At 59.3% G+C, this 22,468-nt stretch carries 20 protein-coding genes and 6 pseudogenes; 11 read left to right on the top strand and 15 right to left on the bottom strand.

All coding sequences use genetic code 11. The features are described from left to right. Positions 1-71: 71 nt before the first annotated feature. Complete coding sequence (locus IPP03_04370; protein ID MBL0351931.1) at positions 72-1,286, bottom strand: IS4 family transposase; 1,215 nt, start codon at positions 1,284-1,286, stop codon at positions 72-74. Positions 1,287-1,528: 242 nt separating this feature from the next. On the opposite strand from IPP03_04370, the pseudogene IPP03_04365 reads away from it, so the two are divergent. From IPP03_04365 to IPP03_04355, 3 pseudogenes are all read left to right on the top strand, one after another. Beyond that, positions 1,529-2,029 (top strand): annotated as a pseudogene (locus IPP03_04365) (IS110 family transposase). A gap of 105 nt (positions 2,030-2,134) precedes the next feature. Continuing rightward, positions 2,135-3,633, top strand: a pseudogene (locus tag IPP03_04360) (IS3 family transposase). A gap of 29 nt (positions 3,634-3,662) precedes the next feature. Beyond that, positions 3,663-4,211 (top strand): annotated as a pseudogene (locus IPP03_04355) (IS110 family transposase). Positions 4,212-4,500: 289 nt separating this feature from the next. Here IPP03_04355 and IPP03_04350 read toward each other — a convergent pair. From IPP03_04350 to IPP03_04335, 4 genes and pseudogenes are all read right to left on the bottom strand, one after another. Then, a pseudogene (locus IPP03_04350) lies at positions 4,501-4,842 on the bottom strand (transposase). After that, complete coding sequence (locus tag IPP03_04345) at positions 4,770-5,315, bottom strand: winged helix-turn-helix domain-containing protein (GenBank protein MBL0351930.1); 546 nt, start codon at positions 5,313-5,315, stop codon at positions 4,770-4,772. The pseudogene IPP03_04350 and the gene IPP03_04345 overlap by 73 nt, the downstream one beginning before the upstream one ends. 319 nt (positions 5,316-5,634) lie before the next feature. Further along, positions 5,635-6,764 (bottom strand): IS3 family transposase gene (locus IPP03_04340; GenBank protein ID MBL0351929.1). Its coding sequence is split into 2 segments (ribosomal slippage): positions 5,635-6,515 and positions 6,515-6,764, totalling 1,131 coding nucleotides; the frame shifts between segments, so codons are not numbered across the junction. A gap of 444 nt (positions 6,765-7,208) precedes the next feature. Beyond that, a pseudogene (locus IPP03_04335) lies at positions 7,209-8,307 on the bottom strand (IS4 family transposase). Positions 8,308-8,586: 279 nt separating this feature from the next. Between IPP03_04335 and IPP03_04330 the strand changes: the two are divergent. Both IPP03_04330 and IPP03_04325 read left to right on the top strand, forming a co-directional pair. Continuing rightward, the gene (locus tag IPP03_04330) at positions 8,587-8,871 is read left to right on the top strand and encodes an IS5 family transposase (protein ID MBL0351928.1); all 285 of its coding nucleotides are present in this window, start codon (positions 8,587-8,589) and stop codon (positions 8,869-8,871) included. Positions 8,872-8,900: 29 nt separating this feature from the next. Then, on the top strand, positions 8,901-9,251 hold the full coding sequence (locus tag IPP03_04325) for a transposase (protein ID MBL0351927.1): 351 nt from the start codon (positions 8,901-8,903) through the stop codon (positions 9,249-9,251). A gap of 127 nt (positions 9,252-9,378) precedes the next feature. Here the strand turns inward: IPP03_04325 and IPP03_04320 are convergent, their stop codons facing one another. The 3 genes from IPP03_04320 to IPP03_04310 form a co-directional block, all read right to left on the bottom strand. Continuing rightward, a complete protein-coding gene (locus IPP03_04320) occupies positions 9,379-9,684 on the bottom strand; it encodes a hypothetical protein (GenBank protein MBL0351926.1) in 306 nt (101 codons plus the stop codon). 221 nt (positions 9,685-9,905) lie between these two features. Further along, entirely contained in the window at positions 9,906-11,045 is a 1,140-nt protein-coding gene (locus tag IPP03_04315; GenBank protein ID MBL0351925.1) for an FAD-dependent oxidoreductase, read from the bottom strand. A gap of 118 nt (positions 11,046-11,163) precedes the next feature. After that, on the bottom strand, positions 11,164-12,396 hold the full coding sequence (locus IPP03_04310; protein ID MBL0351924.1) for a hypothetical protein: 1,233 nt from the start codon (positions 12,394-12,396) through the stop codon (positions 11,164-11,166). 172 nt (positions 12,397-12,568) lie between these two features. On the opposite strand from IPP03_04310, the gene IPP03_04305 reads away from it, so the two are divergent. After that, the gene (locus IPP03_04305; GenBank protein ID MBL0351923.1) at positions 12,569-13,984 is read left to right on the top strand and encodes a dihydrolipoyl dehydrogenase; all 1,416 of its coding nucleotides are present in this window, start codon (positions 12,569-12,571) and stop codon (positions 13,982-13,984) included. Between the two features lie 122 nt (positions 13,985-14,106). Here IPP03_04305 and IPP03_04300 read toward each other — a convergent pair whose 3' ends face one another. The 3 genes and pseudogenes from IPP03_04300 to IPP03_04290 form a co-directional block, all read right to left on the bottom strand. Continuing rightward, entirely contained in the window at positions 14,107-14,496 is a 390-nt protein-coding gene (locus tag IPP03_04300; protein MBL0351922.1) for a hypothetical protein, read from the bottom strand. Between the two features lie 24 nt (positions 14,497-14,520). Then, a complete protein-coding gene (locus IPP03_04295; protein MBL0351921.1) occupies positions 14,521-14,904 on the bottom strand; it encodes a hypothetical protein in 384 nt (127 codons plus the stop codon). Between the two features lie 284 nt (positions 14,905-15,188). Continuing rightward, positions 15,189-16,213, bottom strand: a pseudogene (locus IPP03_04290) (IS110 family transposase). 497 nt (positions 16,214-16,710) lie between these two features. Here IPP03_04290 and IPP03_04285 point away from each other — a divergent pair. The 4 genes from IPP03_04285 (at position 16,711) to IPP03_04270 (ending at position 18,646) form a co-directional block, all read left to right on the top strand. Next, positions 16,711-17,181 (top strand): hypothetical protein, encoded by a 471-nt coding sequence (locus tag IPP03_04285; protein ID MBL0351920.1) that lies wholly within the window; start codon positions 16,711-16,713, stop codon positions 17,179-17,181. Between the two features lie 118 nt (positions 17,182-17,299). Then, complete coding sequence (locus IPP03_04280) at positions 17,300-17,692, top strand: SCO family protein (protein MBL0351919.1); 393 nt, start codon at positions 17,300-17,302, stop codon at positions 17,690-17,692. A gap of 114 nt (positions 17,693-17,806) precedes the next feature. Next, on the top strand, positions 17,807-18,271 hold the full coding sequence (locus IPP03_04275; protein ID MBL0351918.1) for a copper chaperone PCu(A)C: 465 nt from the start codon (positions 17,807-17,809) through the stop codon (positions 18,269-18,271). A 183-nt stretch (positions 18,272-18,454) separates the two neighbouring features. Then, complete coding sequence (locus IPP03_04270; GenBank protein MBL0351917.1) at positions 18,455-18,646, top strand: hypothetical protein; 192 nt, start codon at positions 18,455-18,457, stop codon at positions 18,644-18,646. 98 nt (positions 18,647-18,744) lie between these two features. On the opposite strand, the gene IPP03_04265 is transcribed toward IPP03_04270, so the two are convergent. The 3 genes from IPP03_04265 to IPP03_04255 are packed head-to-tail and all read right to left on the bottom strand — an operon-like array spanning position 18,745 to position 20,881. After that, complete coding sequence (locus IPP03_04265) at positions 18,745-19,278, bottom strand: response regulator transcription factor (GenBank protein ID MBL0351916.1); 534 nt, start codon at positions 19,276-19,278, stop codon at positions 18,745-18,747. Then, complete coding sequence (locus IPP03_04260) at positions 19,278-20,534, bottom strand: HAMP domain-containing histidine kinase (protein ID MBL0351915.1); 1,257 nt, start codon at positions 20,532-20,534, stop codon at positions 19,278-19,280. Before IPP03_04260 ends, IPP03_04265 begins: the two co-directional genes overlap by 1 nt. Positions 20,535-20,569: 35 nt before the next feature. Then, on the bottom strand, positions 20,570-20,881 hold the full coding sequence (locus IPP03_04255) for a hypothetical protein (GenBank protein MBL0351914.1): 312 nt from the start codon (positions 20,879-20,881) through the stop codon (positions 20,570-20,572). A gap of 104 nt (positions 20,882-20,985) precedes the next feature. On the opposite strand from IPP03_04255, the gene IPP03_04250 reads away from it, so the two are divergent. Further along, on the top strand, positions 20,986-21,231 hold the full coding sequence (locus IPP03_04250; GenBank protein MBL0351913.1) for a hypothetical protein: 246 nt from the start codon (positions 20,986-20,988) through the stop codon (positions 21,229-21,231). Positions 21,232-21,278: 47 nt separating this feature from the next. On the opposite strand, the gene IPP03_04245 is transcribed toward IPP03_04250, so the two are convergent. Further along, complete coding sequence (locus tag IPP03_04245) at positions 21,279-22,460, bottom strand: IS4 family transposase (GenBank protein ID MBL0351912.1); 1,182 nt, start codon at positions 22,458-22,460, stop codon at positions 21,279-21,281. Positions 22,461-22,468 lie beyond the last annotated feature (8 nt).

The raw sequence follows: 22,468 nt of genomic DNA, 5'->3' as shown, positions 1-22,468 counted from the left end.
GGCGAAATCTTCGTTTACAGTCAATGAGGTACAAGGTGGCTAAAGTGCAATCCTCTCAACTTAGTCCATAGTCATACGGCGGGTTTGTAAGCAAAGGACAGGTGAGGCTTTCGCTGGTTTGGCCGAGGTCGAGCACGATCAGGGATAAATTTCTGAAGGTTTTTGACGATTTCCGAGAAGATTTCCTTGGTAACTCGGGTGGTGATTTGCTGCACACCCGCCAAGACTCGGGGCAAGATACGACGTACGGTATTGAAGGCCATCGTCCGATTCACTCGCCATGGCGAATCGCTGGGCAGCCGCTCTTCCGCAGCCAGGTAGGTGGCCAGGGCATTGAGATTGTCACACACCATCTTGGCCCCAACATCCTGGCAGGCGGCCAGCCAAGTCAGGCCGGACGTGTGCTCCAGATTGAGCCGGTGTTTGATGCGCTTGAACGCCTCCTCGATACGCCAACGGCTGTGATAAAGGGCTGAGAAGCTTGTGGCCGGATACCGCGCGGTATCAAGCAAGGAGGTCATCAAGACCCGTACCTTGCCAGTCGGCGTCACCTGACGAATCAGGCGAACCATAGAAGGCAGACGCGGACACTCGTAATCAATGGCATCCTGACGATGCGGTGGCGGCAATGTCACCTGCGCCTCATCTTCTCCGGATCGCATGAACTGGGTGATGGCAGAAAAGGAAGCGGACGAATCACAGCGTATGCAAAAGGGGATACCTCGATGCAACAGCGCCGCGACCAACCAGGCACCCGGATACCCGCGATCAAGCACCAGCATGTCCTGAGCACCGAGTCGGTCAAGCCGCTCAAACAACATCTGACGTTCGCCGACCAGCGAACTGTGCAAAATCAGCGAGTCGAACAATTCGATCCCTGGCCGAAACAAACCGAAGATGGCCGCTTCTCGAATATGGCGGCGCCCTTCCAGGTCAAGCAAGGTCAGACGTACCTTCGATGCATCCGCCGCCAAGACCCGCAAGCCTTGCCAGTCCGGCTGCTGCGGAACGACCTCATCGACCAGGCGCAGCAATTCTGTATTGAGCGGCTCAAAGAGATTGGCGACCAGATGGCTGCGCGCCTTTGAGAAGGCACTGGCCGTGATCGCCCGACAAAGGCGGGTTCTTCCGGCAAGCAGGGCAAAGCAGGAATCAAGCTCCGCCTGAACTGCGCCGCGAATGCCGGTGAGCAGGAAAGCGATCAGATTCGTGAATGGCAATTCACGGTTTCGGGTGAAAAACCGAGGCTCGCGGCGGGCGGCGGCAAGGAAATTGGCGCCATGAATGTAGTCCGTTAGCCGTGAAACGATATTGGCATATTTAGGCCGTCATATAAAGCCTATTTATATCAATTGGTTACATGCTCGATTATATCTTGGCGCGGCCAGATGGCAAAGTTGCCAAAATTAGATGACAGACCGCTAAGTCAAGAGGATTGGGCTAAAGGGATGGTCGACCCTCCCAGAAACGGCATCAACATGCCAAAGTGGCGATAGCAATATTCCACTGAGGGAGAGGAGCGACCGAGATGAAGATTACGACAGTTGGCATTGATCTGGCGAAACAGGTTTTTCAGGTTCATGGCGTTGATGAACGGGGCAAGGTGGTACTCAAGAAGCAATTGAAGCGCGATCAGGTATTGCCGTTTTTTGCCAATTTCCAGTCCTGCCTGATCGGCATGGAAGCCTGTGGTGGCGCTCATTTTTGGGTGAACAAACTGCAGGCGATGGGCCATACGGTGAAACTGATGGCTCCGCAGTTTGTGAAGCCGTATGTAAAAAACAATAAGAATGATGTAGCCGACGCCGAGGCAATTTGTGAGGCGGCGGGTCGGCCAAACATACGTTTTGTGCCAATCAAGACCGGCGAGCAGCAGGCCGTTCTGGCACTGCATCGCGCCCGCCAAGGCTTCGTCAAGGCGAGAACAGCTCAGGCCAACCAGATTCGTGGTCTGCTGGCCGAATACGGCATCATCATCCCACAAGGCATTGGGTACATCGGTAAGCGCCTACCCCCACTGTGTCAGGATAGTTGTCCCTTTGGTCTGATTTAGACTTCAGACCAGAACAGCAGGGGCGAGGAAGAGGATGACGTGAGATATCCGAAGGAACTGAAGCAGAAAGTATTGTCGCGAATGATGGCGCCGGGGAATGAGACGGTGTCGGTGTTGGCGCGGGCGTTCAACGTAACAGAAGCGACACTGTATGCGTGGCGGCGGGTTGCCCTGGAAGCCGGGGTTGCGGTGCCGGGTGACGGGCGCAACGCCGAGCAGTGGGCCGGGCCTGCAAAGTTTGCGGTGGTGCTGGAAACGGCACCGCTAGCGGAAGCGGAGTTGGGCGAATACTGCCGTGCGCGGGGTTTGTTTGTGGCGCAGGTACGGGAGTGGCGGGAGGTGTGCGAGTCTGCCTTTATGCCGCCTGCAGGCGGCATAAAGGCAGACTCGGCGAAGGCAGACCGGCTGCGCATTCGTGAGTTGGAGCGTGATCTGGGTCGCAAGGACCGGGCCTTGGCGGAAACGGCGGCGCTATTGATTCTGAGAAAAAAAGCCGCGGCGATCTGGGGGGAAGAGGACGAATGATCGGCACCCAAGATCGCCGCGACGCGGTAACGCTGATCGACGAAGCGGTAGCGAGTGGCGCTCGGCTGTTTCGGGCCTGTGCCGAACTGAATCTGAGCTCCCGCACCTACCGGCGCTGGACAGAAGTCCAGGGTGAGGTGAAGGCTGACCAGCGCCCTGACGCCGCCCGTCCGACGCCGGCCAATGCGCTGAGCAAGGACGAGCGGCAGCACTTGGTGGCGGTGTCCTGCCAGCCCGAGTTTGCCAGCCTGCCGCCCTCGCAGATCGTGCCCATGCTGGCAGATCAAGGCCTCTACCTGGCCAGCGAATCCACCTTCTACCGGGTCCTCAAGGCCCATGACCTCCAACATCACCGAGGTCGCGCCGCCGCGCCAAGTCATAGCGAACCCAAGCGTCATCAGGCCAGTGCCGCGAACCAGGTATGGGTGTGGGATATCACCTGGTTGCCGGGGCCGCTTGCGGGCACCTACTTCTACCTCTACCTGATGCTCGACCTGTTCTCGCGCAAGGTAGTGGGTTGGGAAGTGTATGAGGAAGAGACCGCCGAACGGGCGTCTGGGGTCATCCGTAAAGCCAGTCTGGCTGAAGGCCGGGGGATGACACCGCTGGTGCTGCACGCTGACAACGGCAGTCCCATGAAGGGTGCCACAATGCTGACAACCTTGCAGAAGCTCGGCATCGCACCGTCCTTCAGCCGTCCCGGCGTATCCGATGATAATGCCCAGGCGGAAGCCTTCTTCCGCACCCTCAAGTACCGACCCGGCTATCCAGGCAAGGGATTCAAGACCCTTGATGAAGTGCGCCACTGGGTGATGAAATTCGTGCGCTGGTACAACACCACGCACCGGCACTCGGCACTCAAATTCGTCACCCCGGCCCAACGACACCAGGGCACCGATATTGCCGTCCTGCAAGCGCGCGAAGCGCTCTACGCTGAGGCCAAAGCCGCCAAGCCGGAGCGCTGGCGCGGCCCTATCCGAAACTGGGATCGCCCCGCAATCGTGTACCTCAACCCAATACGACAACAGGATAACAAACTAAAAAAGGCCGCTTAAGTAACGTGACAACTATCTTGACAAACAACGTACCTGAGGTTCTGGAGGATGGTGAGAATGGGTTGCCAGGCATGTTTCGCCAACTACTTGCACGCCTTGGTGACCACCTCAAAGAGTTGGACCGGCAGGTTCATGAGTTGGAAATACAAATCCAAGCGTGGCACCGGGAGAGCGTGGCGAGTAGAAAGTTAGCGCAGATTCCCGGCATTGGTCCGATCACGGCAAGCGCCCTGGTGGCATCGATCGGCAATGCGCGGAACTTTGAGAATGGCCGACAACTGGCGGCTTGGTTGGGGCTGGTGCCACGACAGAATTCCAGCGGCGGCAAGCAAACACTGTTGGGCATCAGCAAACGTGGCGACACGTATCTGCGGACCCTGCTGATCCACGGAGCTCGAGCCGTAATCCGTGTTGCCGAGCGCAAAGCAGCCTATACCGGGAGTTGGCTCGCAGAGGTTATGGGGCGACGTCACAAAAACGTGGCTGCGGTGGCACAGGTCAACAAGAACGCTCGAATTATTTGGGCACTCTTGGCCCACGAGCGAGACTACGAACCCTGCTATGGATCGGCGGCATGAATACGGGTTATCCACCGTGCCGCTGCCCTACGGTCTAATTCCATTTCTAATTCGTTAATGCATTAACTATCCACGGCCAGTGTACGATTGAGCGGACACGCTGGTGCTCTGATTCAAGGGTTTTGAGGCTCGATTCGAGTTGATCTTCAAGTGCATCGATGCTATCGAAGGCCAGGTTGTGGAAGAACTTCTCGCGCAGTTCATCCCAGAGATGCTCGACCGGGTTGAGTTCAGGGGCATAGGGAGGCAACGGTAGCAGGTGTATGTTTTCGGGTGTTCTGAGTGCTTGGCTGGCATGCCAGCCCGCACCGTCAAGGACCATGACGATCCGATCCATCGGATGGCGTGCCGCCACTTCGTCGAGGAATAGCTGCATGCACGGCGTATTGACGTGCAGCAAGATCAGCGAGTCAAGCGCGCCCGTATCCACATCGACGGCCGCGTAGGCGTAGGTGTATTCGTGGGTGAGCATGGCCCGGCACAACGGTCGAATGGGTTGGGGCGCCCAGGCACGACGCACATCGTTGATGCGCCCGAAGCGCGCTTCGTCCTGAAACATCAGACGGATCGGGGTTCCTTGAGCGAAATCTCTCCGGAGTTCGGCAAGGGTGTCGGGGAGTTTTTTTTCCACGCCTCCTGCGCGGTCGGATCACTTTGCGGATGTCGCTTGTCTGGCGCCAGCTTGCGCCAACCGTTGCGATGTAGCACGTTGTAGGCGGAGGACAGCGCCATCGGGCGTCCCAGCGCTTTCTCCAGGGCCGGCTTGATCTGACTGACGACCAATATACCGCCCTTGGCCGCTTGGTCGAAAAAGGGTTTCAACAGTTCGGCTTCTTGCGCTCGGGTGAAATTCTCCCGGTGGCGTCCGCCTCGTGCAGGTTCCGATTCACCGCCTACCCGATGTCCAGCCAGAAACGCGTTGCGTAATCGTGAGACCCAACTGAGCGAAACGCCGATCACCGCGGCGGTCTGCTCAAGATTCAAACCGTAGCACAACGGCAGAACAACCGCTTGGGCCTGGCGCAGTTGTTCCACACTCTTGGCTTCTTTGACAATCTTCAGCGCCTCCGCTACCGACCCCTCTCCCTTGAACGGCCTTCCCATGCCACACCTCAGATCTCATTGAGATGCACTTATTATTGCTTAATTGGTGTGGAAATGGAATAAAAGGACCTTCGGCCATCGGCCCCGTGGATAACCCTGCAAGGTAGCAATACAACGGCAGCAAACTTCAAGGAGAGCCACCGATTGCACAAGCAATCATGACGTGATGGCGAGACAAGGTAGGTAGAGCTGGTCCCGTTTGTTTGGACAGTTTTTCCACGGAGATAGGTGGAGCCCTGCGGGGTAGCGTTATCCACGGTGACGGCGGCCGAAGGTCCGTTTAGACCGTAGGCTGACGGCGCGGTGGGTAACGCGGTGGTCATGCTGCGACCGTCTCTTTTGGCAGGTTTTCGACGTAGACCGTATCCGGCGTTTTACCGTCAAGGGTTTGATGCGGTCGGCGGGCGTTGTAGAAATCCAGGTAGCGCCCCAGGTTGGCCTTGGCATCGGCCACCGTGTCGTAAGCCTTGAGATAGACCTCCTCGTACTTGACGCTTTTCCAGAGTCGTTCGACAAAGACGTTGTCACGCCAGCAGCCCTTGCCATCCATGCTGATCCGGATTCCGTTATCCTTCAGCAACCCGGTGAAATCGCTGCTGGTGAACTGGCTACCCTGATCGGTGTTGAAGATATCCGGCTTGCCGAAATGCAAGATGGCTTCGCTGACCGCCTCCAGACAGAAATCCGTAGTCAGCGTGTTGGATAACCGCCAGGAGAGGACTTTCCGGCTGCACCAGTCGATAACGGCGACCAGATAGACGAAGCCCCGGCGCATCGGAATGTACGTGATGTCGGTGGCCCAAACCTGATTGGGGCGGTCGATGACCAGGTCCCTGAGCAGATAGGGATGGATCAGGTGGGCATCATGCCGTTTGGAAAGGTTCGGTTTCCGGTAAAGTGCTTCGATCCCCATCTTTTTCATCAGCGTGCGCACGTGCTTGCGGCCGATGGAATGGCCTTCCAGGCGCAGCAGGTCGCGCAGCATCCGGCTGCCAGCGAACGGGTGCTCCAGATGCAATTCATCAATGCGGCGCATCAGCGCCAGATCGGCGGACGAGACAGGTTCCGGGGTGTAGTAGGCGGTCGACCGGGCAAGCCCGAGAATCCGGCATTGCCGGACTACCGGCAGGGTGTGGCTGCGGTCAATCATCGTCTTGCGCTCAGCAGTCCCGCCTTGGTGAGCGCGCCTTCTAAAAAATCATTTTCCAGACTCAGGCGACCAATCTTTGCTTCCATGGCCAGAATGTCCGGGCCTTTCTCCTTGGCGGCCGTGTCGCCAAACACGACTGACGAACGCTCCATCAACTGTGTCTTCCAGTCGGTAATCTGGTTGGGGTGAACATCGAACTGCTGCGCCATCTCGGCCAGCGTCTTGTCGCCCTTGATGGCCGCCATCGCCACCTTCGCCTTGAACTCCGGCGAGTGATTCCGCCGCTTCCTTCTCGTCATCTTCTTGCTCCTCATTTCGGCCGCTATCCGGCCTGTGATTGAGCAAGGCTATCACTTATCCCTCTGTCCGAATTTCTGGGGCCGGCTCTGGTCAGAGCGGGATCGGTGAATGCTGATGTGAACTTCGTACTTCGAGTAGAGGGGGCTGTTGAGCGACCGATCTGCATATTCCATCAGGGACAGAGGCCGTGGCCTCGATCAAAGTCCGGATCTATGGCTGCAATCTCCACCTGTTGAACGTCACTGACTGAAGGCTTGGCAAACGAGGGGCGACCATCTATGTTCACAGAGGTCGATATATGGTCATATCCTGACTTTTGGGTGGCGTCAGGATGATGGTACGTTTGTGGTTGCGTGATGATCAGTTTGAGCGGATAGCGTCCCTGTTGCCGGGTAAAGCCAGCGACCCGGGGTGCACGGCAATCCTCGTGACTTAGCATCTTGTCATGGAGCGGTTTTGTAGGCATGAGACTTGTGTGGCTTGGGTCGAATAGGTCGCGGTCGGTTTCGGTTGGGGATGAATTTTTGAAGGTTCAGGACAATCTCGGAGAACAGTGCGGCGACGATGCGCGAGGTCAAGCGAAGGCGGCCGGTGAGCACTTGGGGCAGCAGGCGGCGCAGATGCGAGAAAGCCAAGGTGCGATTGATACGCCACGGCGAATCTGGGGCGATGAGGTGCTCCGTGGCCAGATAGACCGCCAGCGCATTGAGGTTGTCGCAGAGCATCTTGGCGCCGACGTCCTGACAGGCCGCGAGCCAGGTCAAGCCAGACGTATGCTCAAGCGACAGGCGATGCTTGAGGCGCTTGAAGGCCTCTTCGATGCGCCAGCGCCGATGATAGAGATCTGCGAATGCAGGCGCCGGATACTGCGCACTGTCGAGCAAGGACGTCATGAGCACGCGCACCTTACCGGCGGGTGTCACTTGGCGGATCAGGCGTACGGTCGAGGCCTGGCGGGGACACTCATAATCGACGGCATCCCGGCAATTCGGCGGTGGCAGGGTCACCACGGTGTCGTCCTGGCCGGAGCGCATGAACTGCGTGATGGCGGCAAAGGTCGACGACGAATCGCAGCGCATGCAAAAGGGAATCTCCCGATACAGCAAGGCGGCCACCAGCCACGCGCCCGGGTAACCGCGGTCGAGCAGCAGCATGTCGTGGCGGTCAATCCGGTCCAGGCGCTCGAACAGCATCTGCCGCTCACCAACCAGGGGGCTGTGCAGGATCAGCGAATCGAACAACTCGATGCCCGGACGAAACAAGCCGAACAGCGTCGCCTCGCGCACACACCGCTTGCCCTCCGCGTTGAGCAAGGTCAAGCGAACCTTGGGAGGCATCGGCGGCCAGAACCCGCAATCCCTGCCAGAGCGGCTGACCGGGAAGGGCTTCATCGACCAGCCGCAGCAACTCTGTGTTGAGCGGATCGAAGACATTCGCATAGAGGCGGCTACGCGCCTTCGAGAACGCACTGGCGGTCACCACCCGAGACAAGCGGGTTCGCCGCGCCAGCAGCGTGAAGAACGCATCGAGTTCGCCCTGCACGGCCCCACGCACACCGCTGAGCAGGAAAGCGATCAGATCGGTGAAGGGCAATCCACGGCTGCGCGTGAAATTCCGGGAATCACGGCGAGCCGCTTCGCGAAAGGCTGTGCTCTGAATGAAGTCCGCAAGCCTGAAAAGCACATTGACATATTTAGGACGGCATATTTAACCTATAAATATCAATCCGTTACGAGACCCAATTCTACCCCGATATGGCCGGCTTATCGCGGCGGCTGTAAAATATGCAAACGCGCTAAGTCAAGAGGATTGGGGTGCACGGTGGCCGATAATCGACAGTTCGTTGAAGCGGTTTTGTGGATTGCTCGCACGGGTAGTCCGTGGCGTGACCTGCCATGCCCATTCGGGCCGTGGAATAGTGTCTATCAACGATTTGCTCGCTGGTCGCGGCGTGGTGTCTGGCATCGCATCTTCACCCAGTTGGCGCAGGACGCAGATTTCGAAGAGGTGTTCATCGACAGCACCATCGTTCGCGCCCATCAACATGCCGCCGGTGCACCAAAAAAAACGGTGGCCAGGCGCTTGGGCGATCACGGGGCGGACTGAGCACCAAGATTCACGCCCTGGTTGAAGGCTTGGGGTCACTCGCCCGCTTTCGTCTCACCGGTGGAGAAGCCGGTGAGACGAAAGCGCTGCCCCTGTTGGGCGATCTGTTGCCCGACTCGCTGAGTGCGGACAAAGCCTACGACACAGACGCGATCATCGAGCATCTTGCTGCGAATGAGATTCAAGCGGTCATCCCTCCCAAAAGCAATCGTATTGTCCAGCGTAGTTTCGATCAGCACCTTTACAAAAATCGCAACCTGGTAGAACGCTTCTTCTGCCGGATCAAGCAGTTCCGACGCATCGCCACGCGCTATGACAAACTCGCCGAACGCTTCGCTTCCTTCGTCGCCCTCGCCGCAGCTTTCATCTGGCTCACGTGATTGTCAACACGCCCTAGGTTCCCTATCGCGTGGTGGTGCGCAGGGTCATACCGGTCAGCTCTGTCTGGCTGTGCAGGGTCAGCTAGTGGGCGCCGGTCATTACGGTGGAGATCATTTCCTGCCCGGCCTACAGCGAGAGGGAGGCTTCAACGAGCGCTTCGAAATGCTGGTCGGTGATTTTTAGCTGTCCCTCGGCATGGGGAGCGAAGGAAAGTTGCAAACGATAGTCGCCCGGCGCGAGATGGCCCAGAGCGATGAAATAGGCGCCGTTATCGGGATTCCGCCATTCCTTCAGGTCAGCGGCCGTCCACATGCCGCTGGCGGGTATCGGGCTAGGCTGCGGGTAGTGGGCACACTTTTCCTTGGTGTAACGCAGCAGATCGAAAAAGGCCGCAACGTCCGCGTCGACAATTGGCCCCAGATAGTGCTGCATGTGCTGACGTGCTGCGGCTGTACCCGATTGAAATCTCATTCGACCGCTGGACTAACCTTCATGGCAATTGGCGCAGACGGTGTTGAAGCGGATGATCGTGCTCTGCGGAATTTCGTTGGCCGCAGCGCTTGTGCAGGAAAGTGCTGCAATCAGGGCAAGCATTCCGATCGGTGTCTTTTTTTGATTTCGTGCAAACAAGCGCATTGGCGACAATTTTCCGATCAGCGAAAAGTACGCAGGTAATGCGTTTCGAAATAACGTTTGGCCCAGTGGAATACCTTGGAAGACGGCAGCATCAGGCTGCGCTTTGGGTCACGGTAGACCAGCATGCCGGAATCGACGCTGTCGACGATGCAGATCAGTTCCGGGCGCGGCTTGGCGACCGGCGGTTTGCCGGCCAGCACCATTACCAGATTTTCCGCCGCCGCCCTGGCTTGCAGGTCGGCCATGTGCGCCTGCTTGGGCAGCCAGTCGGGGCCGGGGTAGCTGCCGGCATCGCCGGCGACGAATACCTTGTCGCAGCCTTTGACGGCGCAATATTCATCGGCCGGGAAGAAGCCGCCGGACGACAGTTCGATGCCCGATTGTGCCGCCCAAGCGGGGCCGGTCAGGCCGGGCATGAAGAGGATCAGGTCAGCCGGCAAGGTAGCATTTTCGGTCTTTAACGAGCGTTCGTCGAAGCCGAGAATCTTTTCGCCAAGATGGGTGGCGACTCCACGTCGCTGCATTTCGATGAGCAGGTTCTTGACCGCCTTTTCGCCCAGGCGCTTGCCCGGTTCGGCTGCGGCATTGAAAAAAATCAGTTTGAACTTGTCGCGCTTGCCTTGCTGGCGCAGCCAGGTTTCGACGCCGAACAGCAGTTCGAACATTGGTCCGCCGCGCATTGCCGAAGGCTCCTTCGGATTGCCGCCGAAACCGAAGGCGACATGACCGCCGTCCATTTCGTTCAGGCGGTCGCGGATGCGCTCGGCGGCGGCAACGCCCTCGCACAGCGTCAGCGCATGTTCGATACCGGGCATGCCTTTGAGGAAGCGGCCGCCGGTGGCGATGATCAAGGCTTCGTTTTCAATTTCGCCGTGGTCGGTCAGCACCGTGCGCCCGCCGTTGGCCAGGCCTTGAACGGTGCATTGACGATAATCGACGCGATGTTTCTCGATAAATTTGCGGAGCGGGATGATCAGGTCGCTACCTTGGCGAATGCCAGGCGGAATCCAGATGAGGCTTGGCAAGTAAACGAATTCGGCACTTGGCGCAAGCAGCGAGATTTTGGCCTGCGGTAGCCGGCGGCGTAGTTCACGAACCGCGCTGAGAGCGGCAAATCCGGCACCGAGGATGGCTATGTGGGGGGCGTTGTTGGACATCGTCAGTTCTTTCTGTTCATGAAGAGTGCAAGCTTCAGGGTAGCTCATTGCCACGAAAGGGGAATTGCCGCAAAACAAATCCGGGCGAATTGTTCCGCGTTCTGGTCGTGCACGGCATTCAGGTTCGCGTCAGGCGGGCGACCAGCCAAGTTAGTGCCAGGGCGGCGACCGGCAGGGCGGCCGCAATGGCGACGTTACTCAATTTTTCCGGGGCGAGCAGAAGAAGGACGCCGAGGCCGAGCATCATCAGCCCGGAAAGCAGTTTCAACAGCCGCCCCTCGCGCTCGCTCAGCTTGCGGGCGCCCATGCTGCGGACGAAGGCCAGCACGATGAAGAGCAGCGGCAGTACATAAATCACGTTGTACAGCACGAGATACAGATAATGGCGAGCGCCGTCGGCTTCCTGCAACGTCAGCAGACGGGTATAGACCATCGGAAAGCCGGCGGTGCACAGCAGTTCATAGAAGTTGGCGGCGATCGCTAGCAGGATCGTCGTCACCAGCATGGTGGGCAGCTTGCCGGCGCTCAGTATGCGCCGGGCACGCTGGAAGATGTCGGCCTTGCCGCCGTCCGTGATCGACAGCGTGGCACCCTGGTGAAAAAAGTAGAAATCCTTGACGTTGACCGCACCCATGGTCACGGCCAGCAGGCCGGCGCCGGCCGTGACCCAGGGCAGGCTGCCGATGACCAGGAAGAGGTTCAGCCAGGCCGCCATGAAGGCGAAGTACATCAGTCCGGAAAATGCGACGAAAACACCGCCGATGATGAACATGCGGCGCCGGTTGTGTTGATGGACCAGGAGCGAAAGCAGGAAGAGCAGGACGAAAAAGGCACACGGGTTGAAAGCGTCAAGACCGGCGACCAGGAGGGTCAGCACCGGCAGCGAAAGGCTGGCCGCATCGATTTCGCCGAGCAACGGTAGGCGCAGCTGAGTGGGCGCGAGCATGGCGGTATTGGTGCCGGCGCCATTGTGGCAATTTTCCAGGCGGGCGAGAAACTCGCTGGACGCGCCCGGCCGATCATCCCAGCCGACTTCCATCTGTCCGCAGTAAATCAGGGTCGGTACGGCCTGCGCTTCAGCCCCGAGTTGTTCGGCAAGCTCGACGAAGCGCCTGACGCTTTCCCGATTTTCGCTCAGTTCATGGTCATGCACGCGAATCCACGGGTGCTTCCGGGCCAGATCAAGAATCTGCGGGCGGGCTTCGAGGCAGTGGGGGCAGTTCAGGGACCAGAAGAGATAGAGATGAACCTCGGTTTGCCCCTGGTCATCCAGCGTTGTCCATTGTGGTGCGGCAGCCTGCCCGACGCCAGATAGGACGAACAGAAGTAGCAAAAGGATTGTTTTGCGCATGGAAACTGAATTGCAACAACAAGTTACATTTCCATCATACGCCTCTGTGCTTGAAGTTGCCATCAACGAACAGTTCAATGATATGTTCTCCATGGGCAGCCGCTTATAGTAAACGGCTTATATTTAAAGCCTCGCGAGGGCCAATCCTCGCTGCCACCGAAAGACTTTTGCTATGAAGCCAGAAATCTCGATCGACGTCGCCATCATCGGTGCCGGCAGTGCCGGCATGTACGCCATGCGGGAAGTTCGCGCGGCCGGCCGCTCCTTCGTGCTGATCGATCGCGGGCCGCTGGGCACGACTTGTGCCCGGGTCGGCTGCATGCCGTCGAAGGTTGCGCTGCACACGGCCGCCTTGTGGGCGGCACGCAAGGAATTTGCCGCCATCGGCGGGGCCGGCGTTAAATCGCTGACGCTCGATACCGCACAAGCCTGGGCCGCGCTGCGCAAGATGCGCGATCAGTTTGCCAGCCGTCCGGCCAAGGCCGCACGGGCGCTGGCCGGCGAATTTCTGCTCGAGGGGCCGGCCCGTTTCCTTGAGCCGGGCGTCCTCGAGGTGATCCTCGGCGACGAAAGCCAGATCGTCCGCGCCGGTAGCGTAGTGATCGCCACCGGTTCCAGCCCGGTGGTGCCGAAATGGCTGGATGCGGTGGCCGAACGGACGGTGACGACCGACCAGCTTTTCGATTTGCCGGCTTTGCCGAAGCGCGTCGGCATCCTCGGTCTCGGGGCGATCGGCCTCGAAATGGGCCTGGCCCTGGCGCGCCTGGGTGTCGAAGTGACCGGCGCCGATGTCGCGAACGCGGTGGCTGGCATCGTCGATCCGCAGATCGGCGAGCGGGCGATTGCCTGTTTCGGCAAGGAAATGACCCTCTGGCTCGGTGCTGCGGCAACCGTCGCGCCAGCCGTCGACGGCGTGCTGATGCGCTCCGGTGAGCGCGAAGCGAAGGTCGATCTGCTGCTCGCCGCGCTCGGCCGGCGCCCCAATGTCGACAGCCTTAACCTCGCAGCGGCCGGCGTTGCGGTCGACGCGCACGGCTTGCCGGAATTCGATCCGGCGACGCTGCAGGTCGGCAACTTGCCGATCTTCATCGCCGGTGACGCCAACGGCGACCGGCCGCTGATGCACGAAGCGGCCGACCAGGGCGTCATCGCCGGTTATAACGCGGCACGGCCGCAAGCCACCCGGTTCGGGCGCAAGGTGGCGATCGGCATCGCCTTTTCGGATCCGGACGTGACCAGTGTTGGCGCCCGTTTTGACCAGCTCGACCCGCAGGTCATCGTGATTGGCAGCGCCGGCGGCGACAGCAATGGGCGGGCGAAGATTCTCGGCAGCGAGGACAGCCTGCTGCGTATCTACGCCGACGCGCGCGACGGCAAGCTGCTCGGCGCCGCAATGGTGGCGACCGGCGGCGAACATCTGGCACATTTGCTGGCCTGGGCCATTCAGCGGGGCGAGACGGCGCAGAGCCTGCTGCAGTTGCCGTTCTATCACCCGGTCGTTGAGGAAATGCTGCAAACCGCGTTGAAGGAAATCGCCCAGAAATTCCCCGATCCGGATGGCTTGCCCGCTGGATTGTTCAAGGCGTAGCCGCCGGCGCCAGCCGTTGCCAAGTTTGGCGAATGCTGCGGTCGACAGCGAATTCCGGCTGAAAAATGGATGCAGAAAAGCCCCGGTCAGTAATGTGCCGGGGCTTTGTCGATTGCGCTCCGTCAGTTTTTGCGCAGCCCGCGGGTCCACGCTTCCATGGCCTCGTTGGCGGGTTGCATCGGAGCTTCCATGAAGCTGATGATGAACTTGTCGCCCATGTCGGCGATGCCGATCGAACGCGGGCGCAAGGCCAGCATCTGCGCCGAAGGAATGGCGAATCCGAAACAGAAGATGATATCGACCGCTGCCGTGATGCCCGGCGCGATATCGCCATCGATCGCTCTGGTATGGGCGTAGTGATCGAAAACACCGATGAATTTCACCTTCGGATTCTCGGCGATCCTGGCCTTGTAATAATCGATCAGCGCATCGACGGATTTCAGATCGGTTTCGCGCTTGTCGATTTCGGTGACGAACAGCGGATATTTCTCCTGCAACATAATTTGTTTCATGCGTTACTCCAGGCAAAAGTCGGTTCAGTGTTCGGTGTGTTCGTGGTTATGACCATGACCATGGCAGTGATGGTCAGGGGCAATCGGCATATTCTCGAGCTTGTTTGCCAGAAGGGCGCTGACTGCCGTATCCGGATCGTTTTCCTGCGTGACGAACGGCAGGATGCCGCTTTGCGTCAGGCGCTGATGCAAGCCGGAACCCATGCTGGCAGTGATCAGCACATTGATTCCGGCGAGCGGCGCGGTCAACTGGTGATGGCTGGCATGGAAGCTCTGCTCTTTGGATAGCTCGACCAGACGTTTGCCGACGACCCCACCTTGTTCAACGTCATAAATCCAGAACTTCCGGCATTGGCCGGCATGTTCGGTGATTGTCTTGCGATTCTGGCTGGTAACAGCGATTTGCATGGTTTTTATATGGACGCCTCCCGTTTGCAAGGACGAATTGGTGTGTTGGGACAGATAGGCTGCAGTTTTATATGCGGCCTGTGATGCAGGTAGATATCTGCTGGCCCTGATGGAATCCGTTGACCCACGCCTCATTTCCTTGAAGGACTCGAGGTCCAAGAAACCATACAGGCTTGGCGGGTCACGGTCTGACCTGTTTGCCATCACACTTTTTCGTACCTTCGCAACCTTTACGGCGGCCACTCCTTTCATCAAAGTGGTTGATGCAACGTTGTGCGCCGGCCCTACGCGGGCTGACTCACAAACCTTTTTTGGTACGTCCGCTCATGGGCCAGCAGGGCCCAGATCGTGCGTGCCATCTTGTTGGCCAAGGCCACCATCGCCACATTCAGTGGCCGGCGTCGGCACAGTTCCGTGATCCACGGTTCCATCTCCTTGACGTGTGTCAGCACCGAGCGTGCGCCGTGGATCAACAGCGTGCGCAGGTAGGTATCACCGCGCTTGCTGATGCCCAAGAGCCGTATTCGCCCGCCGGTGCCGGTTTGTCGAGGAACCAGGCCGAGCCAGGCAGCAAATTCACGGCCGGACTTGAAGGCCTTGGCCTCCCCCATCGTGGCCACCGCTGCCGTCGCGGTGAGCAGGCCCACGCCGGGAATGTCGGCAATACGCTGGCAGGCCATGTTTTTTTGTGCCAGACCTTTAGCCGCTGCTCAATCTCGCCGACCTGTTCGTCGAGCTTGCCGATCCGTTCCCACTGCTCGCGCAAGGTGTCAATGACCATCGCCGGCAGCCGATCCGCCAGTCGCTGCAATGCTTCAGCCAGACCTTTCCTGATGCCGGCCTTGCCTTGTGCCATCACTTCGCCATATTCCGTCAGCAGCCCGCGCAAACCATTGATCTGCGCCGTGCGAAACTTCACCAACTGTTGGCGCATGCGGTGCAGAGCCAGAATCGCTTGCTGCTCCTCGGTCTTGACCGCCACCGCCTTGACACCCGGCTGCTGCACCGCCGTCCAGATGGTCCGGGCATCGTGCGCGTCGCTCTTGTTGCCGCCGACAAAGGGGCGTACTGCCTTGGCGGGCATGAGCTTGACCTGGTGGCCCATCGCGACGAGTTTCCTCGCCCAGTGCTGTGCGCCGCCGCAGGCTTCCATGCCGATCAGGCAGGACGCCCGGTTGGTAAAGTGCGCCAGGAATTTCTCGCGCTTGAGCTGCAAACTCACGATTTCTCCAGTCCCCGTGTCGATCCAGTGCAACTGAAACACCCTCTTGGCGATATCCACGCCGACTACGGGTTTGCTATCCTTCATTTCGGACCCTCCGGTTTGCCTGTGAAGATCTTCGTATCTTCCACCTTGGGTACTTCGATGCCGTCGGCCCGCGAGGGTCCATCTCTCAACGCGTTACCACCGCAGGGTTATCCACGGCGCCGGGCACCGGCGGTCCTTCTATCTCCAGAGGCGACTGGCGCCGTGGGTAACTCGTGTTCAGCGCTCACGGGGTGGGAGGCGTCCATACCATTTCCTTGGTTCGGGCTATGCCTATTGTTGATTGGCTTGTTGGGGTCAGTTAGGGTCGCTGAGTAGCGAATGTAGCAATGCTACCCATATCAATATCCGTGCCAGCCAGCGTAGACTGAATATAGTCGCTACCCTCGATCGTCGGCTGCGACATAATGCCGCTGCGACACTATGACGCACACTGTATGCCTCCTGCCATGCTAAAAACCCGATCTCTGCTCATTTCGCTCGCGCTTGATGAAGGAAAACCCTGCCTCATCTCCGGCCGTCAGGCCAGGACCAGACTGGTGAACAAGAAAATACTGATAGACGTGATCGGCATCCTGCTGATTGCCCTCGTCGTTGTCGTCGGCTACAAGCTCTCGCCATTGCTGCTCCCCCGGGCCGATGTCGTGATCCAGCCGGATCCGGCCTGCAATCTTCAGCATCAGGCGTGCATGGTGAAGCTGCCTTCGGGTGGTGGCGTCGAGTTGTCGATGGGGACGCGACCAATACCGATGGTCAAGCCCTTCGAGGTGCGGGTGACGACCACTGGCTTCGTACCGACGCGGGTCGAGGTCGATTTTGCCGGCATCGACATGAACATGGGACTGAACCGGCCCGAACTCACGGCGCACGGTGATGGACGCTTCGCCGGTCAGGTGATGCTGCCGGTGTGCATCACCGGCGCCATGGACTGGCAGGTGACCGTCCTGATCGAAAGCGGCGGCGAGCGCATCGCGATTCCCTATCGCTTCAGCTCAGGGCGCCACGAATAGGATGTCCGAACGCATTCTTTCGGTGATTGCCGGCCTGGTGGCGGCCCTGGTGCTCGCGCTGGCTTTTTTCCGGCATCCGGACCTTCCGGATTCGCCGTTGCCGTTGCCGTAGACGGCCTTGGCCGAAGGTGGCGACTTCACGCTACAGTCGGCGGACGGCCCGGTTTCGCTCAGGGATTTCCGGGGCAAGGTGGTCCTGCTCTACTTCGGTTATACCTACTGCCCCGACATCTGTTCGACTTCGCTCGCCGTTGCCGCCGACGGGCTGAAGGAACTGAAGCCGGACGAACTGGCGCGGGTCGCCATGATCCTCGTTTTAGTCGATCCGAAACGCGACACGTCGGAAAAGCCCAAGGAGTATGCCCGGTTCTTGCATCCGGTCATCAGCGGCGTGACCGGAGCGCCGGAGGAGATCGCCATAGTGGCGAAGCGCTATGGCATCGTCTACGTCGAACAGAAGGTCGCGACGGCTGGCGACGGTTACGCTGTCGACTATTCTGCGGATACCTAAGTCATCGCCGCCGACGGTAGGCTGGTGGGTAAGTTTGCCTACGCGACAGCCCCCGACCATGTGGCAGCCATCATCCGCAAGCATCTTAATCAATCCTGAAGGAGAGCAAACATCATGAAACAGCTATCTGTTGTGGCTGCTGGCCTGCTGCTTTCCGCCGGCGTCCTGGCCGGCGCCGCGGACAATGTTTCGGTGCAGGATCCCTATGTCCGCCTGGCGCCGCCCAGCGCCCCGGCGACCGGCGCCTTCATGGTGATCAGGAATGCTGGGGACAAGGACGTCAGGGTGGTCAAGGCCGACAACCCGGTATCGAAGGCAACAGAGCTGCACACCTATGTCAATGAAGGTGGGGTCATGAAGATGCGCCCGATTCCGGCAATCGAAATCAAGGCGAAGGGCGAGGCGGTGCTCAAGCCCGGTGGTCTACACGTGATGATGATCGACCTCAAGGTGCCGATGAAGGAGGGTGATACGGTGCCGATCACGCTGACCTTCGACGACGGCAGCAGTAAGCAGGTCGATGCCAGGGTGGTGCGGCCTTCGCCTGCGCCGGCGCCGGTGCAGCAGAAGCAGCATTGATTTACGGGTGTTTCGGGGCGTCGACTGCGGGTTCCGTTGGCGCCGCGAATTCTCCGCCGGGCTGTGGCCTTCCGGGCTCCAGGGCAATGATCACTATTTGCGGGACGGCGTGAATTCGTTCACGGACAGTTCCGGGACGAAAAGGCATCATGGGTTCAACGGCTCAACATGAGGTCTCGAACCATGACAACCACCCCCAGAAAAGCGATTTCATCGTCCGGCGTCTCTCCGGGCAGCGATGTGCATAACCGTACCGACGAGCGGGCCGCGCCCGGTTTCTTGCTGCGTGACACGCTGGTCGACACCAAGGTTCGCGAAGTGAGCTTCGCCGAGTTCCTGGCTGAACTCAAGAAGAGCGGAAAGCAGGCGGCGTGAGCGCGTCCGCAATTCACATCAATAATCCTGAGCAACGGCCGAACTCCCGCCAGGCATCTCCTCCCGGGGGAATCACCCCAAGCTGAGCCACGTCGGACTCAGGTACGGACCGGTCGTTTCGAGAGCTTGCGCTGCAGCGTGCGGCGGTGCATCTTGAGCGCCCGGGCGGTGGCCGAAATGTTGCCGTCGTTTTCGTTGAGGATGCGCTGTATGTGTTCCCATTCGAGCCGGTCTACCGAAAGCGGTTCTTCCGGCGCAATCAGGTCGGGGTCTGGCTCGTCATCGCTTTCGAAGGCGGCCAGGATGGCCTCGATCTCGACCGGCTTGGCCAGATACTGAACGGCGCCCAGCTTGATCGCGTCGACAGCCGTGGCGATACTCGCGTACCCGGTCAGCACGACGATGCGGCAGTCGGGATTGATGGCCAGCAGTTGCGGGATCAGCAGCAGTCCTGAACTGCCGTTCATATTGAGGTCGAGCACCACGTGCGCGGGGACGATTTCACGTGCCAAGGCGAGCGCGGAAATCGTGTTGGTTGCGCCGTGCGCCTTATGCCCTCGTCGTTCGAGTGTCCGGATGAGGATGGCGTTGAAGGTGGCGTCGTCATCGATGATGAGGGTCGGGTCGGGCATCAGGTTCCCTTGGTCAGTTCGAGGCGGGCAAGGGCACCGCCCGCGGATGGGTTGAGCAACACGAGGCGTCCACCGGTCTGTTCGATTGCCGAGCGGGTGAGTATCAAGCCGATACCGCTGCCATGCGCGTGCGCGGGAAACTCGACCCGGCCGCCTTGCGTCAGAACGCCTGCCGGGAAGCCGGGGCCGCGATCGTGGATCTCGATGACGATTTGCTCCGCTATCCAGCTCACGCGAATGTCGATGCGCTCCGCTGATGCGTTGGCAGCATTGTTCAATAGATTGAGGATTGCCTGTTCCAGGCGCGGATCGGCGACCATGGTTGGTGCTGGCTGGGGGCCCGTCACTTCGAGCTGGCTCTGGACCAGCGGGCGCAAAGCGTGCCAGCGCTGGCGAACAACGTCAAGCCAGCGGTCGACGGGCTGGATGCCGGGATTTTCGAGGCGCTCGGCGCCGGCCCGGCGCGACAGACCGGTGATGATCTCCTTGCAGGCGACGATCTGCTGGCGGAGCAGGCTGATGTCTTCGCGCGCGGCTTCCGGCAATTGCGGGTCGTGGATGAGTTCACCGGCGAGCAGCGACATGGTGGCGAGCGGCGTGCCGAGTTCATGCGCGGCGCCGGCGGCGAGCGTGCCGATAGCGATGATCCGCTCATCGCGCAGCGCCTGTTCGCGGGCGGCGGCCAGTTCGCCGTCGCGCTCGCGGATCAGGCGGGTCATGCGTACGACGAACCCGCCGATCATCAGCGCCGACACCGCGAAGGTCAGCCACATGCCGAGCAGGTGAAGCCGCGTGGCACGGCTCGCGTCGCTCAATGGCAGCGGCACATAGAAGACCATCAGCGCCGAATAGGCGGCAACAGCTGCGACGCCTACGGCAAGGACGCCGCGCACCGGCAGGGTCAGCGCGGCAATTGCCACCGGCGGCAGCAGCAGGGAAACCAGCGGGTTGGTGGCGCCGCCACTGAAGAAAACCAGGCTACTGAGCGTGGCGATATCGACCAGTATCTGGCTGAACAGCTCGAGCAGCGTTGCCGATTCGGCATGCCTGATCCGCCACTGCGTGACGCCGTTGAAGAGCGCGGTGATGGCGACGATCGCCAAAAGAGGCAATGTCGGCAACGGAATGGCGAGCGCCGCGGGTACTAGCAGGGTCAGTCCCGCCATTAGCACCAGGGCGATCCAGCGAACCGCGATCAGGCGGCGCAGGTTGGCGATCTGGTCGGTGCCTTTGGTGGCGCGGAAGATGAAGGACATGGGGCGGATTATGCGTGATTTGTGTCAATTGCCGATTACCGAGGAGGTGCGACAATTCGCCGCATCGAACTGAGGAGTTCCCTTGCACGATTCGCTCCAGATTTCTCCCACTGTTTCTTGCGGGCGTGCTCGTCTCCAGCGCGGAGTTTGCGGTCGACATCGAGAAAAGAACGAAAATAAACGGTATAGGCATGTTCCCGATGCTGATCGGACAATACACGAATTACCTCAAGAGCCAGGTTGACCTCTACCGCAAAGGCGATCGCCCGCATGGCGAGGAGGGCACCGTCGGTGTGGTGAATGGCCTCAAGGAACAGGAGGTTCAGGATATCCTGGCCAATTCTCACCTCGATTCAGGAGCCGGCGGAATGAGAATACCGACCCTTGCCGGTTGCAGATTACTGATCCTGACCAGCATTGTGCCGCCCATGCCGCCAAGTACGGCGATGGGATGCCGGACGCCCGGAAGATACGCTTCTACGAGCGGGTCCGCGACTTCGCGGTGCAGGACTACCACGATCGCGAAAAGGGGCGGCCGATGAAAGTCTTTGTCGAGGATGGCAGTGCCGGCGCGCACATCGCCAAAATCATCATCAGGCGTATTTACGATGAAGTCGAGATTTCCAGCCCGAAAAAAGCCGAAACTGTCAGCAGGGACGCCTGCAACGAGATGATGGGCAGCAAGGGTTTAGCGTAATAGTTGCTCCGGCTTGTTCTCGATTTGGCGCTTCATCTGTAAACTCACTACTGTCCGGAGATTTTCGTGAATAAATTCAATTGGTTAGTCATTTGTGGTTCCTCCTGATTGGATTTGATATTTGTAATCAGTTGATTGATTGGTGTTTTCTCGAACAGAGTCAGGCTCAGAATCTGTAGGATTGTGTAGAGCGATGCCATGGATTTCAGCCGTTTTTTGAGGATGGCGACGAGCACATAAACGGCGATTGCGATCCAGACCTGAGTCTTGACTGAGTTCTCTGAAGTCCCGAAGAATGCCTTGATTCGCAGATGCTGCTTGATCCATTTGAAAAAGAGTTCCACCTGCCAGCGACAGCGGTACAACTCGGCGATGGTCAGGGCAGGAAGGTCGAAATTGTTGGTGAGGAAAACGAGCAACTTGTCGTGCTTGGCATCGTAGAACTTCACCCGACGCAAATGGATTGGGTAACCCTGGCTGGGCCGTGGCCCGGTCAGCATGATGGTTTGGTCGCAACGCAGACCGGTCGTTTTGTCGACTGGATGCGAATAGACCCGCCGGTATTGAAGGTTGGATTTGGCGCGCGTGACAAAGAAAGCTTGGGTCAGATGCAGGGCGTGGAGTCGGGCGAAATCGATATAACCCCGATCCATGACGTAGAAACTGCCAGCCTCGAAAATGATCTGATCGAGGATATTGACATCGTGGAGCTTGCCGTCCGAGATGTGAATGAAAGTCGGGATGTTGCCCCGCAGATCGAGGAGCGTATGGAGTTTGACAGCCCCTTTGCGTTTGCGAAAACGCGCCCAGGGAAAGAGCGCCAGGCACAAGTCGATCGTGGTCGAGTCGAGGGCATAGACTGTATGCGTCAATTCCAAGCCGAAGCTGTCCTCGGCATAGAGTTTGCGCGCCGTCTGGATCAGGCTGAGGGCGAAATCCTGATAGATGCGCCAGTCGCGGTTCTCGTTGGCGTCCGCCAAGGTACTGCGGGCGATGCCGCCGCGAATGCCCAGATGATAGAGCTTGGCTTCGTGGGCACGCAGGCAGGTCTCGATGTCGCGCAGGCTTTCCCGGTAGGTCAGTTGCGCGAAGGCCATGCACAGAAACTGATCGAGGTGAGAGAAAGTGAGCGTCGGGTAACGGCCAGGGTACTTGGCCACGCAGCGCCAGAAGGTGTGCAGTGGCAGATGATCCATCACTTGGGCGAATACCAGCTTCCCTGTATGCATTGAACCAC

It is taken from the genome of Candidatus Dechloromonas phosphoritropha, from assembly GCA_016722705.1.
Lineage (GTDB): Bacteria > Pseudomonadota > Gammaproteobacteria > Burkholderiales > Rhodocyclaceae > Azonexus > Azonexus phosphoritrophus.
This window is presented reverse-complemented; position numbering and strand designations above follow the sequence as displayed.